The sequence below is a fragment of the Acidimicrobiales bacterium genome (assembly GCA_022452145.1).
In the GTDB taxonomy this organism is placed as follows: domain Bacteria; phylum Actinomycetota; class Acidimicrobiia; order Acidimicrobiales; family MedAcidi-G1; genus UBA9410.
The window spans coordinates 1-15,852 of the sequence record JAKURY010000035.1 but is presented as its reverse complement, the minus strand read 5'-3'; the positions used below and the strand labels follow the sequence as shown (position 1 = coordinate 15,852).

Genomic DNA, 15,852 nt, shown 5'->3' with positions numbered 1-15,852 from the left:
GTAGTCGCGGATCGCCAACTCGACGCCACGCTGGTTCGGAATACCCAGGAACGCCACATCACCGGAAATGGCGTTCAGCGAACGGATCTGGATCTCCTCACCGGGACCAACCTCCACCGTCCCAAGAGACCCATCACCCCGATGGTCGGCCACCGTGGCGACCTCCTCAGGAGCCGGAGCAGCAGTCGTAGCCGGAGCAGCCGTCGTAGCCGGAGCCGCCGTCGTAGCTGCAGGAGCAGCAGTAGTGGCGGCCGGCGCAGCAGTCGTAGCCGCTGCGTCACCGCCACCGGTCGAGGACTCCTCGGCATCGTCGGAGCCACAGGCCCCGGCGATCAGCGAGAAGCCCAACAGCAGCGCGAGTGGAACGCGCGCACGTAGAAACATCGTCATTTCCCTCCATGTGGTGGATCCCCGGCCCATGCCGTCAGTTCGGCAAGCCGTACGGCGGCCCTTGGCCACCGATGGAGAAGGCTAAGCGCGAACGGGACGCCTGTCACATGGGTCTGCCCTAACCGTCACCTTTTCGTAATACGGTTAGACCATCCCGCCTGTCGGGAAGCAGTCTCCTGCAGGCAGCCGGCTCCCCCGACCGGATCCCCTGTCCGTAGGGTCCAGCCATGTCCGACCCTCCCTCCGATGGCCTCCTGGGCACCGCATACGACCTGGAGACCGGTGATCAGACCCTCGACCACTACCAGCGGTGGGCCGAGACCTATGACCAGGAGGTCGGCGTCGACAACGGGTACGCACAACCGGCCAGGTGCGCCGCAGCCCTGGCCGGGGTGGCCGACCCCTGCGGTCATGTCCTCGACGTGGGTTGTGGCACCGGCCTTTCGGGCGTCGCCCTGCGGGATGTCGGCTTCACCCGCCTGGACGGCTGCGACTTCTCGCCACCCATGCTGGAGCGGGCGGCGGAGGCCGGCGTCTACCGGCAACTCTTCGAGGCTGACCTCAACGTCGGTCTGGACATCGACGGCGACGCCTACGACCACGCTGTGGCCGTCGGCGTGTTCTCCTTCGGCCACATCAGGTCGGATGCCCTGCGCGAGGTGCTCCGGGTGGTACGGCCGGGTGGCGCCGTGGTGGTGGGCGTCAACGACCATTTCTGGGAAGTGGGCGAACTCGCCGCCGAGTTGGACGCCATCGAGGCGGACGGCCTGGCGTCCGTGGCGTCCCGGGAGCACGGCGAACACCTGCCGGGAGCCGCCATCATGGGTTGGGTCATCGTCCTGGTCAGGTCCGGGAACTGACTCGTTGGCGGACCCGGTGGCACTGCGACCCGGTCACTGCAGCCGACGTCGAGTCAGGCGTGGGCGTGCTGCCATCCGAACCGGCCCTTTATGCAGAGGTGTCCGTGGGTCACCGAGTGGTCCGACGGTGACGTCACCTTCACTATGCGGTCGTCCTGGGTGTGCAGCTCCAGGTTGCAGCCCACCCCACAGAAGGAGCAGATGGTGGTGGTGACCTCCTGGGCCTCCTCGTTCCACGTGCCGGCCAGGCGCATGTCGTGCTCGGTTCTGAAGGCCAGGGCGCCCGTCGGGCAGACGCCGATGCAGTTGCCGCAGTAGACGCAGGCCGAGTCGGGCAGGGTGACGTCGTGCTCGGTGGATATGTGGGCATCGAAGCCACGACCGGCCGTGGCGATGGCGTAGGTCTGCTGTGCATCGTCCCCACACGCCTCTACGCACTTGTAGCAGAGGATGCAGCGCTCGTAGTCACGGACGTAGAGGTCGTCCTGGACCTTCACCGGTTGGGCCACGGTGGCGATCTCCGAACGCTTCCCCATCCGCTCCGGACGGGCCCCGTAGTGCTCCATCCAGTCGTGGACCTCGCGGTCGGCCCGGTCCATCTCGACCGACGAGGCGAGCAGCTCGTAGACCATCCGGCGGCTGGTCCGGACCCGTTCGGTGTCGGTGGCCACGACCATGCCGTCCTCCACCGGCCGGGAGCACGACGGCACAAGGACCCGCGAGCCCTCGACCTCGACGACGCAGACACGGCAGACGTTCACAGGGGTGAGGTTCTCGGCCCAGCAGAGCGTCGGGGTGTCGATCCCCTCGCGGCGACAGGCATCCAGGATCGTCGAGCCCGCGGGAATCCTCACGGACTCACCGTCGATGGTGAGCTCGACCAGGGTGGTCGGCACGGACACCGGCGTCTCGTTCATCGCCCTCCCCCTTCCGCGATCCCGGCCAGGAGGCCGAGGTCCAGGGCGCTCCTCACGGCGCCGGACGCAGTCTGGCCCAGGCCGCAGATCGAGGCATCCTTCATGACGGTTGCCAGGTCGTCGAGCAGGTCACGTTCATCCTCGAGGGCGGTTCCCCTGCCCAGGCGGACCAGGACCTCCTCCTGGCGCACGGTGCCCACACGACACGGCACGCACTGGCCGCACGACTCGTCACGGAAGAACTCGGCGATCCGACGCACCGTGTCCACCATGTCGTCGGACTCGTCGAAGACCATGATCACGCCCGACCCCAGCGACACCCCGGCCTCCCGCGTGGCCTCCAACGTCAACGGGAGGTCCAGAGACTCCGGCCCCACGAAGCTGCCCGCCGCACCGCCCAGCATGATGGCCCGTAGCCGGCTGCCCTCGGTCAGGCCGCCGGCAAGGTCGATGAGGTCGCCCAGGGTTGCGCCGAACTCGACCTCGTAGGTGCCGGGCCGGTTTACCCGACCACTGAGGCAGAACAACTTGGTCCCCGGTGAGCGCTCGGTGCCCGCTGCCGCGTAGGCCGCTCCACCGACCAGCACGATGGGTAGGACGTTGACCAGCGTCTCCACGTTGTTGATGGCCGTCGGTTCCCCGAACAGGCCGTGGGTGGTCGGGAAGGGCGGCTTGTTGCGCGGCTCACCCCGGAACCCCTCGATCGAGTTGAAGAGGGCCGTCTCCTCACCGCATATGTAGGCACCGGCGCCCCTGCGCAGCGAGATGTCGAAGCGCCGGCCGGACCCGGCGACGTCGTCGCCCAACAGCCCGGCGTCCCGAGCCGCCGCGATGGCGCCGGCGAGGCGCTCGATCGCCACGGGATACTCCCCCCGGATGTACAACCAGCCCTGTTCGGCCCCGATTGCCAGGCCGGCCACCGTCATGGCCTCGACCAGGGAGAACGGATCGCCCTCCATGATCACCCGGTCCTTGAAGGTCCCGGGCTCGGACTCGTCGGCGTTGCACACCAGGTGGCGCGGGCGCCCCTCCTGGTCGGCCACGCCACGCCACTTGATGCCGGTAGGGAAGGCAGCGCCGCCGCGCCCGGACAGGCCGGCGGTCGTGACCTCGGCGATGACCCGGTCGCCACCCATCGCCACCGAGGCATCCAGCGCAAGGTATCCGCCGTGGGTCCGGTAATCCTCGAGGCTGGTCGGGTCGACCACCCCTATCCGGGACAGCAGGCGCAGGCCCGGATCGCCTGCCTGGGGAACCGTGACGGAGGGCGTCGACGCGCCCGATCCGACGGCCACGGCCACCTCCGAGGGGGTGACGGGTCCGCCGTCGACTGCGGCGACGGTCACGTCCGATCGGCCGGTGCGCTGGACCATGATCGCCGGCCCCCGCTCACACTGGCCGAGGCAGGGGCTGGCCTTCACGTGGTAGCCCTCGGCCCTCAGGTCGTCGATCAGGTCTAGGGCCCCGACGAGGCGACAGGCCACGTCGTCGCAAACGTGGACCGTGTCGGTGGCGACCGGCGGTTCGTGTGTGAACAGGTGGTAGAAGGTCGCCACGCCGTAGCCCTCGGCCGGCGGCACCTCGAGGGCCCGGCAGGCGTGGTCGAGACCTCCGGGGCTTATCCAGCCGGCGGCCCGCTGAAGGGCATGGAGGGCCGGTAGCAACAGGTGGCGACGCTCCCTGGCGCGGGTCAGCCCGGCATGGACGAGCCGCTCCGATACCCGCACCGTGACCGGACCCCATCCGGCGATGGCCTCGTCGATCGCCGCCTTCTCGGCCTCGGTGGCGTCGACGGCAGCGCCGAAGTAGAGGTCAGGCACCGGCCCCCACCCTGTGGTCCACGTCCAGCCGGTCGTTCCCGTCCAGCCGCTCGATACGGATCGCCGCGGCCTTGAACTCGGCGGTCCCAGACTTGGGATCCACGGCATCGCTGGTGATCTGGTTGACGTCCGCCAGCTCCGGAAAGTGGAACGTCGTGTGGCAGAGGCCCACCGCCAACTCCCGGTCGATCCCGATGGTCATCTCGATCGCCCCCCGTCGGGACGAGACCCGTACCCGCTCGCCCGCCACGACACCCAGGTCGGCCGCGTCAGCCACCGATATCTCGAGAGCCTCCCCGGTGCGAATTGGCGACGCGTACCTGCTCGTCTGTACGCCGGTGTTGTACGAGTCCAGGGCCCGGACGGTCGTCAGGCGCAACGGGAACTCCTCGGTGAGTAGGTCCAGCGGCGGGCTGTCCTCGACGCACGAGAACGGGGCAAGTCGACCCCCGACCGGCCGCTCCCAGAGCCGTCCGTGGAGGAACGGGCTACCCGGATGGTCCTCGGTCGGACACGGCCACTGGAGGCCGCCCTCGGCCTCCAGGCGATCCCACGACATACCTCCGTGCATCGGCGAGACGGTCCGGAGTTCCTCCCAGAGTTCCTCGGCCGTCGGGTTCCCCCAGCGGTCGTCACCCATTAGCGCCGCCAGGTCGTTGATGATCCCTATCTCCTGGCGGGCCTGGCCGGGTGGCGACACGGCGGCCCGCATGCGCTGGACCCGACGCTCGCTGTTGGTGGCCGTGCCGTCCGACTCGGCCCAGCCCAGGGCGGCGGGCAGGACCACGTCGGCCATCTGCGCAGTCCTGGTCATGAACACGTCCTGGACCACCAGCACGTCGAGCCGTTCCAGCATGGCCCGTGCGTGCTTGACGTTGGCCTCCGAGTCAGCGGGGTTCTCGCCGATGCAGTAGATGGCGCGAAGCTCGTCGCGCTCCATGGCCTCGAACATCTGGGTGAGGTTCCAGCCGTTGGCGGGCGGGATCTCGCACCCCCAGGCCGCCTCGAACCTTGCCCGGACCTCGTCGTCCTCGACGTCCTGGAAGCCGGTCAGCTTGTTGGGCAGGGCGCCCATGTCACCGCCGCCCTGAACGTTGTTCTGGCCCCGAAGTGGCACCAGGCCAGAACCCCAGCGGCCCACGTGGCCGGTCAGCAGGGCCAGGTTGCAGAGCGACTGGACGTTGTCGACCCCGGTGTGGTGTTCGGTGATGCCCAGCGTCCAGCAGATCTGGGCGGTGGCCGCCGTGGCGTAGCCATGGGCCAGTTCCCGGATGGCCTCGGCGGGCACGCCGGTGACCTCTGCGGTGTGCTCCAGCGTCCACGGCTCCACGAACTCGACGAACTCCTCGTAGCCGCTGGTGGCATTCCGGATGAACTCCTCGTCGGTAAGGCCGGCGTGGATGATCTCCCGGGCCACGCCGTGGGCCAGGCCTATGTCGGATCCGACGTTCAGGCCCAGCCATGTGTCGGTGAACCTGGCCGTGCCGGTCCGACGGGGGTCGATGGTCCACGATCGGGCACCGTTGCCGATGCCCTTCAGGACATGGTGGAAGAAGATCGGGTGCGCGTTGCGCGCGTTGGTACCCCACATGAGGATGACGTCGGCGTTCTCGATCTCCTCATACGAGGAGGTGCCGCCGCCCGCTCCGAAGACCGTCGCCAGACCGACGACGCTGGGAGCGTGTCAAGTTCGATTGCAGCTGTCGATGTTGTTCGAGCCGACGACCCTCCGGGCAAAACGCTGTGCGGCGTAGTTCACCTCGTTGGTGGTCTTCGAGCAGCTGAACATGCCGAAGGCCGTGGGGCCGTGGGCATCGACCACGGAGCGAAACCCGTCGGCGGCCCGCTGGAGGGCCTCCTCCCAGGTCGCCTCGCGGAGCACCCCGTCCTCGCGGACCATCGGCGTTGTCAGACGCTGGCTCATGTGTCCCCCATCAGTGGCGTCCGACCAGTCTCCGTCGACCGGCCTCGGCGACAGGCCCCCTGTCGGAGGGCCGCCGTCGGCCCGGAACCTAGCGCGGTTTCACGCCACTGGGAGTTTCCTACCAGTGAATCAACGACCCTGCCAGTGGGGATCTCGCTTCTCGGTGAACGCCCTCGGACCCTCCTGGGCGTCCTCCGACGTCAGCATCCGCCCATAGGCCTCCAGATCGCCGGACCTGAGGTGAACAAACGCCTCGTCGGTGGACAGCTGGCGGGTGGCCCGATCGATGGCCATCACCGCCTCGACGGCCAGTGGTGCGGCGGCGGCGATACGGCCGGCCAGTTCGAGGGCGGCATCCCGCAGGTCGGAAGCCGGCACGACCCGGTTGACCAGGCCCCACCGTTCGGCCTCCATCGCATCCAGCCTCCGGCCGCCGAAGAGCACCTCGTTGGCCACCACCGGTGGCAGCATCCGGGGCAGGCGGATGGCGCCCACGTCCGGGATGATCCCCAGGCTGGTCTCGGGCAGGAAGAACTGGGCGTGGTCGGCGGCCAGCACGAACTCGGCCGCCATGGCGATCTCGAAGCCGCCGCCCACCGCCAGGCCGTTCACGGCACAAACCACCGGCTTGTTCCGCCCCGGCAACTCACCGAACCCCCCGAAACCGCCCTCTCCGTAGTCGGCCTCGAACTCCTCACCGGCCGCCGCGGCGCCGAGGTCCCAGCCAGCCGAGAAGAAGCGGTCCCCGGCACCCGTGAACACGGCGACCCGCAGAGACGGATCATCCCGGAACCCGGCGAACACCCGCCCCAGCTCCCGGCTGGCGGCAGCGTCGATGGCGTTGGCCTTCGGACGGTCCAGGACCACCTCCAGCACGCCGTCGTGGATCCGCGTGCTGACCGACGACCTGGAGGCATCGTGGGCATCGGTCATTCGGGGGTCCTCCTCACCGGCAGTCCACCACGGTCGCCAGGGCGTCGACGACGACCGCCCCGCACGGGCGAGCCAGCACCGGGTTGCATTCGAGCTCCACCAGGTCGGGACGGGCGTGCAGCGCGCCCGCTATGCCCATGATGGTCCCGACCAGTGCGTCGAGGTCGGCGGGTGGGCTCCCGCGGTGTCCGACGAGCAGTGGCCAGGCGGCCAGACCCCGGAGGGCGGCCAGGACGTCCTCGGAATCGACGGGGAGCAGCAGGCCGGCGGTGTCGCTCAACAACTCGACCAGAGTGCCGCCGATACCCAGGGTCAGGAACCAACCCACCGGAGGCTCCCGACGGACGCTGACCAGCAACTCGGCGACGGCGTCATCCACGAACTCCTCCACCAACACCTGATCGTCGTCGTCGAGGCCCATGGACTCAATGGCGGCACTTACCGCGGCGGCGTCGGCCAACCCCACGGCCACACCGCCTGCCTCGGTCTTGTGTGTAATCCCGGTGGCCTTGACCACAACCGTGGCGGCCCCGCGCTCCCAGGCACCCACCGCATCGACGGCCGTGACCACCTGACGCCGGGGAACCGGTACCCCAACCGCTTCCAGCAGGTCCTTGGCCTCGACCTCGTACAGGGTACGCGTGGCAGTCGGATCGAACGGATCGACGACCAAGAGCGGCGGCCGGTCCCGCCGTCCACCCCACCATGCCGAGGCCTCGAGGGCGGTGAGCGCCTCACCGATGCCCCGGACGGCAACCAGACCGGCCTCGTCGGCCGCCGCCTCAACCTCCGGGGGGAGGTTCTCGGCCATCGATGCCACCACCACCCCGGGGGTCCCGGTGGCCTGACCAGCGTCGGCAAAGGCACCCAGCGTCGGCCACCAGCCCGAGCCGTCGAGGCCTGCAGATGGAAAGTCGAGGACGAGCATGGCTGCGTCGAGGGGTCCGTCCATCACCGCTGTGAACGTGGCGGAGAGGCGCTCCCGGTCACCCCAGATGAAGGTGTGGTAGTCGAGCGGGTTGGAGACCGCCACTAGGTCGGAGAGGGTGTCGGTGATCCGGACAGCATGATCGTCGTCGAAGGCCGGGAAGTCCAGGTCCATGGACTCGGCCCGATCCGCCACCACCGATGCCTCGCCACCCGAGCAGCTCATCGAGACCAGTCGGCGTCCGCCGATCCCACCCAGCCCGTCCAGGACGGCCAGCGTGTCCAGCAGCTCCGGGATCGACCGGACTTGTCGCACGCCTAGGCGTTCGAACAACGCCCGGTAGGCGGTGGCGTCGCCGACCATCGAGGCGGTGTGCGACACGGCGATGCCAGCCGCCAGCGTCGAGGACCCGGTCTTGAGCACCACCACCGGCACATCTGCCGCTGAGGCCCGCAGGCAGGCCGACTCGAATCGGGCCACGTCGCCCAGGGCCTCCATGTGCAGGCCGATGGCCGATACCGTCGGGTCGCCCACCAGGACCTCGACGCACTCCTCGAGACCGACGTCGGCCTGGTTACCAACCGTCAGCACGTGGCTGATGGCCATTCGGCGGCTCTGCATCGTGAGGTTCAGGGCGATGTTGCCGCTCTGGGTCACGAGGGCCACCCCGCGTCCGGTACGTCGCAGGCCCTGCTGGTCGGGCCAGAGGGCCGCCCCGACCGTTGCGGCCACCGTGCCGTAGCAGTTGGGACCCACCACCGGCATCGAACGGGCCGCTGCGACCAGATCGGCCTGGAGGTCGACCCCGACCCCACCCACCTCGGCGAAGCCCGAGGCGTAGCAGACCGCCGCACCGGCTCCGAGGGCGGCAAGGGCTGCCACCGCGTCGATGGTGGCGTGGCGGTTGACCGCCACCAGGGCGGCGTCCGGCGACCCGGGCAGGTCGGCCACGGTCGGCACGGTCGGAATGCCCGCCAGATCCGACCGCGTCGGATGGACCGGCCAGATTTCGCCCTCGAAGCCGAGCGCCAGGCACTGCTCGACGGCCAGGGCGGCCGGGCGGCCACCGATCACAGCGATCGAACCCGGGGCCAGGAGGCGGGCCAGTCGGTTCACGTCGATCCTGCCGGGAGGCGGGTCAGTCGGTTCACGTCGATCCTGCCAGTGGGCAATCACTCAGGCGCCCAACGGGCGGAGCATCTCGCGGCTAAGGATGTGACGTTGGATTTCGCTCGTGCCGTCCCAGATCCGGTCGACACGGGCATCCCGCCAGATGCGCTCCAGCGGCAACTCCTCCATCAGGCCCATCCCACCCAAGATCTGGATGGCCTCGTCGGATACGAACTGCAGCATCTCGGTGGACGAGATCTTGGCCATGGCCGCGTCGCCATCCGACATGTCGCCATGGTCCATCAACCACGCCGCCCGGTAGGTCATCAGCTCGGCCTCGACCATCCTGGTGCGCATGTCGGCCAACTTGAACGACACACCCTGGAACTTTCCGATCTTCTGGCCGAACTGCTCCCGGGACGCGGCCCAGTCCAGCGCCACCGACATCGCCCGGTCGGCCCGCCCCAGGCACACCGAGGCAACCTGCAGGCGGGTGGAGCCCAGCCACTCGTTGGCCACCTCAAAGCCCCGGTTCTCCTCGCCCAGTACCTTCGACGCCGGCACCCGACAGTCGTCGAAGTTCAGGATCAGATTGTGGTAGCCGCGGTTGGACACCGAGTTGTAGCCGGGCGCCAACTTGAGGCCCGGCGTGTCGTGGTCTACGAGGAATGACGTGATCAGCTTCTTGGGCCCCCTGGGGGTGTTCTCCTCCCCGGTCGCGGCGAACAGGATCGTGTAGTCGGCGAGGTCGGCGTGGCTGATGAAGTGCTTGGTGCCGTTGACGACGAAGTCGTCGCCGTCCCGGACGGCCCGACATGACATGCCCCTCACGTCCGAGCCGGCGCCCGGTTCGCTCATGGCAAGGCAGTCGACCCGCTCGCCCCTGATCGTCGGGAGCAGGTACTCCTCGACCTGGTCGCCGATGCAGGCCTGCAGGATGTTGGAGGGACGGGCCACCACGTAGTGCAGCGCATACTGCGTCCAGCCGAAGGCCCTGTCCACCAGCGCCATGGTGAGGTTGTCCAGACCGCCGCCACCCAGTTCGGCAGGCATGTTGGCCGCGTAGATGCCGGCGGCCAACGACCGTTCGCGGATACGGGCCACCAGGTCCGGCTCCACGTCGCCGAGCCGCTCGACCTCGTCCTCGTGGGGAACCAGCTCGCGCTCGACGAAGGAACGGACCGTCTCGACGATCATCTGCTGTTCGTCTGTCAGGGCGAAGTCCATGGCGTGCTCCGGGTTCGGGTACCGGTCAGGTGTTCAGGTGAGGCCCATCACCCGCCCCACCTGGGGTGGGACGGGCAGATCGGCGTGGGCATCGGCGATGGCGGCCAGCGCGGCGGCCGGACCCGACAGGATCGGCGTAGTGGCACCGGCATCGGTGTCCAGGTGAAGCAGCATCTGCTCGGTGGTGCACAGCAGCTCGCCGGTACCCGCGTGCTCCATGGCGTGGAAGAAGTGGACCCGCCTGGCGTCGACGCCCAGCACCTGGGTCGTGAAGCGCAACGGATCCCCGAGGGAGGCCTCCTTCAGGTAGTTGAGGTGGGTCTCCACGGTGAAGAGGGAGTGGCCGGCCGCACGATAGTCCTCGTCGATCCCGATGTACCGGAACAGCTTGTCGCTGGCCCAGCCGAACGCGGTCAGGAAGGCCCACTCGGACATGTGGCCGTTGTAGTCCACCCAGTCCGGCTCGACCGGCGCCTCGTACAGGGCCAACGGTGCCGCCACCGGATCGCCGGTGGCCCAGGTCGACACGCCCGAGGCCTCGTGGATACGAGCCTCCCGTTCTGCAATGAGGCGACCGGCGCCCAGGTCGAGGGGGCGCAAGGAGCGCATCACGCCGATCACGTAGTCGTCCCGGAGTCGCTCCAGCTCGTCGATGCTCCGGCCGTCGGCCTGTGCCTCGCAACCATCCGCCATGGCCTCGATCAGCTCGTCGGTCAGTTCGGGCGCCTCCAGTTTCGTCCAGGGCAGCTTCAGGGCCGGTCCGAACTGCCGGAGCATGTGCCGCATGCCCTGTTCTCCCCCGGCCAGGTGGAAGGTGAGGTTGGTGCCCATGCCTGCCCACCGGAGCCCCGGGCCGTAGCTCACGGCGTCGTCCAGTTCCCGGGTCGTGGCCACGCCGTCGTTGACCAGGTGGAGGACCTCGCGCCACAGCGCCTCCTGTAGGCGGTCCGACAGGTAGCCCTCGATCTCGGTGCGTACCACGAGCGGGTACATCACCAGGTCGTCGTAGTGGGCTACCGCCGCGTCCATGCCGGCTTGGGAGGTCTGCTCCCCAGCCACCACCTCGACAAGCGGCAGCAGGTACACGGGGTTGAAGGGATGGCCGATGAGGATCCGCTCCGGATGCTCGCAACCGTCCTGGAGCCGGGTGGGGAGCAGGCCCGAGGAACTGGAGGCGATCACCACCTCGGGCCCCGAGTGGGCGGCCAGCGACCGGATCAGCGGCCGCTTCACCTCCTCGTCCTCCGGAGCGCTCTCCTGGATCCAGTCCACTCGGGCCGCCAACCCCTCGGCGGAGTCGGCCCACGTCAGGCGGGACGGATCGGCGCCGGGGAACAGCCCCAGCCTGGCGGCCGACGGCCAGGCCCTCCGAACGGCGGACCCGAGCCTGTCGGACGCACCGGGGGCCGGATCCCAGGCCACGACGTCATGGCCCCGGGCCAGTGCCCGGACGGCCCAGCCGGCGCCGATGACCCCGGTGCCGACCACCCCGATGGTGCGCGGTTCCGTCACCGGCACATACCTCTCCACTCGGCTCCCGGATCAGCCGATCTTCAGGGTCCGGCGGGCGTCGGCCGGCGTCTGGATCCGAGCACCCATGAGCTCGATGAGCATCACGGCCTTGGAGACCAGTTGTGCGTTGGTGGCCAGGACCCCACGCTCCAGGTAGAGGTTGTCCTCCAGGCCGACCCGTACGTGGCCTCCCAGCATCACCGACTGGGTGGCCATGGGCATCTGCATGGCCCCCAGGCCGAACGACGTGAACTCGGCCTCGTCAGGCAGGCGGTTCACCATGGCCTGCAGGATCCCGATGTCCAGGGGCGTTCCGTAGGGGATCGACAGGCAGAGCTGGATCCAGTACGGGGCGTCGATCAGGCCCTCGGCGATCATCGTCTCGGCGAACCACAGGTTTCCCGTGTCGAAGACCTCCAGCTCGGGCCGGACGCCCAGCTCCCGGACCCGCTTCGCCATTATCCGCAGCATCGACGGGGTGGAGACGTACACCTCGTTGTCATCGCCGAAGTTCAGCGACCCGCAGTCCATGGAACAGATGTCGGGCCGGATGGCCTCCACGTGTGCCAGGCGTTCGAGGCCACCGACCAGGTCGGTGCCGGGCTGCCACGCCATCGGGTCGTCGTCCGGACCCACGTTCAGGTCACCACCCATGCCGGCCGTCAGGTTTATGACCACCTCTTCGTTCTTCTCCCGGATCCTTTCCACCACCTCCCGGTAGAGGTCCACGGTCCGCGTGCCCTTTCCGGACTCGAGGTCGCGCACGTGGCAGTGCACGATCGCCGCCCCGGCCGAGGCTGCGTCCAGTGCCGACGCTGCGATCTGTTCCGGGGTGACCGGCACGTGCTCGCTTCGGCCGGCCGTGTCGCCGGCGCCGGTCACGGCGCACGAGACGATCACATCGCGGTTCATGGCTCGGGTCATAGCCCCCCCCTGACTCCCCGCACGTGGCAGGGTGACCGGGTCCGATGATGCTGCCGACCGGACCGCCCATTGTGCTCTGGCATGGCCCTGCGTAGGCTCTTCTACGGCTCAGGGCCACCCCAGATTCGCGCAGGCTACCCCGCCGTCCGCACCTCAGGTGCCGGCGTCGGCGTGCCGAAGGAGCACCTATGAAGATCCTGTTTGCCGACGCTCTACCCGAGTCGCACATCGACCTCCTCCGCCAGCAGGGCGACGAGTGCATAGTCGCTCCCGAGTTGTGCGCCGACGACATCCCCGATGCCATCGAGGGCATCGACGTGCTGGTCGTACGCAGCACCAGGGTGACGGCCGAGGCCATCGACCGGTCCGACGTCCTGTGCCTCATCGTGCGCTCGGGCGCCGGAACCAACACCATCGACTGCCAGGCGGCCGCCAACTCCGGCATCTACGTCTGCAACGTGCCCGGCACCAACTCGGTGGCCGTGGCCGAGCTCACCCTGGGCCTCTTGCTGGCCCTCGACCGGCACATCCCGGCAGCCGCCAACGACCTCCGAAACGGCACCTGGAACAAGAATGGCTATTCGGAGGCCGACGGCCTCATGGGCAAGACCTTCGGCATCGTCGGCGTGGGCGAGATCGGCCTGGCCGTCGCCGAGCGGGTCCGCTCGTTCGGCATGACCGTGGTGGCCGAGCGCAAGGCCGACCGACGGGCCGACATCGAGGCGCGCATCCGCTCCATCGGCATCCGCCTGGTCGACGACCTCGACACCCTCCTCGCCGAGTCGGACATCGTGTCGATCCACGTGCCCGGCGGTGACCAAACCGTCGACCTCGTGGATGCCGGATTCCTGGACAGGATGAAGCCGGGTTCGATCCTGCTGAACACCAGCCGGGGCGAGGTGGTCGACGAGGGGGCCCTGCTGGATGCCATCGAGTCCAAGGGCATCCGGGCGGGCCTGGACGTGTTCCGTGACGAACCGAGCAGCGGCACCGGGGAGTTCATCTCGAAGCTGGCCGCCCATCCGTCGGTCGTCGGCACCCACCACATCGGAGCCTCGACGCAGCAGGCCCAGGACGCCACCTCGGCCCGCACCATCGACGTCATCGAGGCCTACCGTGCCGGCGATCCCATGAACTGCGTGAACGTGGTCCAGACACGGGTCGGCGCAGACACCATCACGATCCGCCACTTCGACCGGGTCGGCGTGCTGGCCGGCGCGCTGGAGGTACTCCGCAAGGCCGACATCAACGTCCAGACCATGGCGAACAAGGTCTTCAAGGGCTCGAACGCAGCCATGGCCATAATCGACGTGACCGGGGAGGTGACCGTCGACGTCACCCGGCAGTTGGCCGCCCTGGACAACGTGATCCAGGTACAGACCAGGGGTCGTCAACAGTGAATGTCCTGAGGGCATTTCCCGGCCTGGTCATCGACCCGGCATGGGCCGATCGGGTCACCACCGGTCCCTACGACGCCTACACGCCGAAGCAGCGGGCAGCGGTGGCCGATGCGAACCCGTACAGCTTCCTGCACGTGACCCGCTCCCAGGAGGACGTGCCACCCGACCGGCGCGATGACATCGACGGCCTGATCGCCGGATGTGCGGCTGCCATGCAGCGCATCTACGACGCCGGTGCCTACCTGGCGCACGACCGACCGTCCCTGTTCCTGTACCGCATGGAGATCGACGACCACGCCCAGACCGGAATCCTGGGCCTCGTCCCCGTGACCGGTGCCGACGACCGGCGGATCCTGCGCCACGAGTCGGTCCGGCCGGGCCGGGCCGACCTGTTGACCCGCCACCTGCTCGAGGTCGGGATGTCGTCCAGCCCGATCTCGCTCACCTACCGGACCGACGACGCCCTGGACGCGGTCATCGCCGCGTGCAGCGCCGGCCGACCGATCCTGGAGTCCACCAGTGAGGGCGTCCACCAGACGGTCTGGGCAGTGGTCGGCGAGGACGCCGACGCCCTGATGGACACCATGGGAGACCGGGCCCTCTACGTCACGGACGGCCACCACCGGCTGGCAGCCGCCGTCGAGGCACTGGCCCGGGTGGCACCCACCGACCCCGACCATCCACTGCAGTGGACCGAGGCCGTGCTGTTCCCGGATGCCGAGATGCTGGTCCTGCCGTTCCACCGTCGGGTCGGGGATCGGGCCGGACGCGGGACCGAGGCGATCCTCGGGGCGCTGGCCGACTGCGGGTCCCTGCAGCCCAGGGCCGATGCCACCGACGCGCGCCCTGCCGGGCCCGGCACCGTGGGGGTCTACGTGGGCGGCCGATGGTTCTCCCTCGAACTTCCGCCGGCGGTCGGCTACCGGGCGGTCGACCGCCTGGACGTGTCCCGCCTCCAGGACGGGGTACTGGCCCCAACCTTCGGCATCACAGACCCGGGCAGCGATCCGATGATCGACTACATCCCTGAGCCGGTCGGCCTCGCCGCCCTGGTCCGCCGGTGCGACGCCGACGACCGGGTGGGCTTCGTCGTGCATGCCACGTCGGTCGCCGAGCTCATGGCCGTCGCCGACGACAGCGACCTCATGCCTCCCAAGTCCTCCTACTTTGAGCCCAAGCCCCGTTCCGGTGTGTTCGTCCGACGCCTGGACCGGGAGGGCGGTGCGGAGACAGGCTCTTCGTGATGTCGGCATCGTGGTGTCGACACCATGAAACCGACACGCTGATGTCGACGTCATGACCGGGCCGCCGCCGTCTGGATGGTCAACTCGGTCCGGGGCTGGTTCCCCATCGTCCCGGTGACAGACACCAGCACCGTGCTCGGCGGCACCCGGCGCCGGTACTGAGCCCGGGACCCGGTGTCAGTCGACGCCGTCCAGAACTCCCGCCACCTCAGCCCCTCCGGCTCCGGATCTCCTCGATGACTGCCGGAATGACCTGGTGCAGGTCCCCGATGACCGCATGGCCGGCGCGGGCGACCATGTTGGCCTCCCGATCCGTGTTGATGGCCAGGATGTTCTTGGCTGCCATGGCCCCCACCCAGTGCTGGATGGCACCCGAGATTCCGCTGGCGATGTAGATCTCCGGCGCTATCCGGGTGCCGGTCTGGCCGACCTGGTCGCTGTGTGGACGCCCGCCGGTGTTGGTAACCGCACGCGAGCACCCAACGACGCCACCCAGCAGGGCGGCTAATTCCTCCAGCGGCCCGAAGGCCTCGGCGGAACCCACGCCACGACCCCCACCAACCACCACCGGTGCGGTCGACAGCGTGATGCCCCTGGTCAGGACCACCCGATCCACGACGATGGTGTGGGCCACGGCGTCGTCCAGGTCAGGACTGAACGGGA

The 15,852-nt window shown here is 69.0% G+C and carries 13 protein-coding genes; 3 read left to right on the top strand and 10 right to left on the bottom strand.

Features of this window, described 5'->3' with window-relative positions; all coding sequences use genetic code 11:
• A partial coding sequence (locus MK177_09905; GenBank protein ID MCH2427627.1) for a hypothetical protein occupies positions 1 to 390 on the bottom strand: 390 nt, incomplete at its 3' end.
• A 227-nt stretch (positions 391 to 617) separates the two neighbouring features.
• Between MK177_09905 and MK177_09900 the strand changes: the two genes are divergently transcribed.
• Entirely contained in the window at positions 618 to 1,250 is a 633-nt protein-coding gene (locus tag MK177_09900) for a class I SAM-dependent methyltransferase (GenBank protein ID MCH2427626.1), read from the top strand.
• A 53-nt stretch (positions 1,251 to 1,303) separates the two neighbouring features.
• Here MK177_09900 and MK177_09895 read toward each other — a convergent pair whose 3' ends face one another.
• The 8 genes from MK177_09895 to MK177_09860 form a co-directional block, all read right to left on the bottom strand.
• Positions 1,304 to 2,167, bottom strand: a complete 864-nt coding sequence (locus MK177_09895) for a 2Fe-2S iron-sulfur cluster-binding protein (GenBank protein ID MCH2427625.1) — start codon at positions 2,165 to 2,167, stop codon at positions 1,304 to 1,306.
• Positions 2,164 to 3,987, bottom strand: a complete 1,824-nt coding sequence (locus MK177_09890; protein ID MCH2427624.1) for an NAD(P)H-dependent oxidoreductase subunit E — start codon at positions 3,985 to 3,987, stop codon at positions 2,164 to 2,166. The genes MK177_09895 and MK177_09890 overlap by 4 nt, the downstream gene beginning before the upstream one ends.
• On the bottom strand, positions 3,980 to 5,887 hold the full coding sequence (locus tag MK177_09885) for a molybdopterin-dependent oxidoreductase (GenBank protein ID MCH2427623.1): 1,908 nt from the start codon (positions 5,885 to 5,887) through the stop codon (positions 3,980 to 3,982). The genes MK177_09890 and MK177_09885 overlap by 8 nt, the downstream gene beginning before the upstream one ends.
• Positions 5,888 to 6,040: 153 nt before the next feature.
• Positions 6,041 to 6,844: a crotonobetainyl-CoA hydratase gene (gene caiD, locus MK177_09880; protein MCH2427622.1), complete on the bottom strand. Its 804-nt coding sequence runs from the start codon at positions 6,842 to 6,844 to the stop codon at positions 6,041 to 6,043.
• Between the two features lie 13 nt (positions 6,845 to 6,857).
• Positions 6,858 to 8,888, bottom strand: a complete 2,031-nt coding sequence (locus tag MK177_09875; GenBank protein MCH2427621.1) for an acetate--CoA ligase family protein — start codon at positions 8,886 to 8,888, stop codon at positions 6,858 to 6,860.
• Between the two features lie 60 nt (positions 8,889 to 8,948).
• Positions 8,949 to 10,109: an acyl-CoA dehydrogenase family protein gene (locus tag MK177_09870; protein MCH2427620.1), complete on the bottom strand. Its 1,161-nt coding sequence runs from the start codon at positions 10,107 to 10,109 to the stop codon at positions 8,949 to 8,951.
• Positions 10,110 to 10,142: 33 nt separating this feature from the next.
• Positions 10,143 to 11,621 carry a 3-hydroxyacyl-CoA dehydrogenase NAD-binding domain-containing protein gene (locus MK177_09865; protein ID MCH2427619.1) on the bottom strand — a complete coding sequence of 493 codons (1,479 nt, stop codon included), beginning with the start codon at positions 11,619 to 11,621 and terminating at the stop codon, positions 10,143 to 10,145.
• A gap of 30 nt (positions 11,622 to 11,651) precedes the next feature.
• Positions 11,652 to 12,545, bottom strand: a complete 894-nt coding sequence (locus MK177_09860; GenBank protein MCH2427618.1) for a 3-keto-5-aminohexanoate cleavage protein — start codon at positions 12,543 to 12,545, stop codon at positions 11,652 to 11,654.
• Positions 12,546 to 12,733: 188 nt separating this feature from the next.
• Here MK177_09860 and MK177_09855 point away from each other — a divergent pair, with 188 nt between their 5' ends.
• On the top strand, positions 12,734 to 13,945 hold the full coding sequence (locus MK177_09855; GenBank protein MCH2427617.1) for an NAD(P)-binding domain-containing protein: 1,212 nt from the start codon (positions 12,734 to 12,736) through the stop codon (positions 13,943 to 13,945).
• Positions 13,942 to 15,189, top strand: a complete 1,248-nt coding sequence (locus MK177_09850) for a DUF1015 family protein (protein MCH2427616.1) — start codon at positions 13,942 to 13,944, stop codon at positions 15,187 to 15,189. The genes MK177_09855 and MK177_09850 overlap by 4 nt, the downstream gene beginning before the upstream one ends.
• Positions 15,190 to 15,397: 208 nt before the next feature.
• Here the strand turns inward: MK177_09850 and MK177_09845 are convergent.
• On the bottom strand, positions 15,398 to 15,852 hold a 455-nt coding region (locus MK177_09845; GenBank protein ID MCH2427615.1), incomplete at its 5' end, for an FAD-binding protein.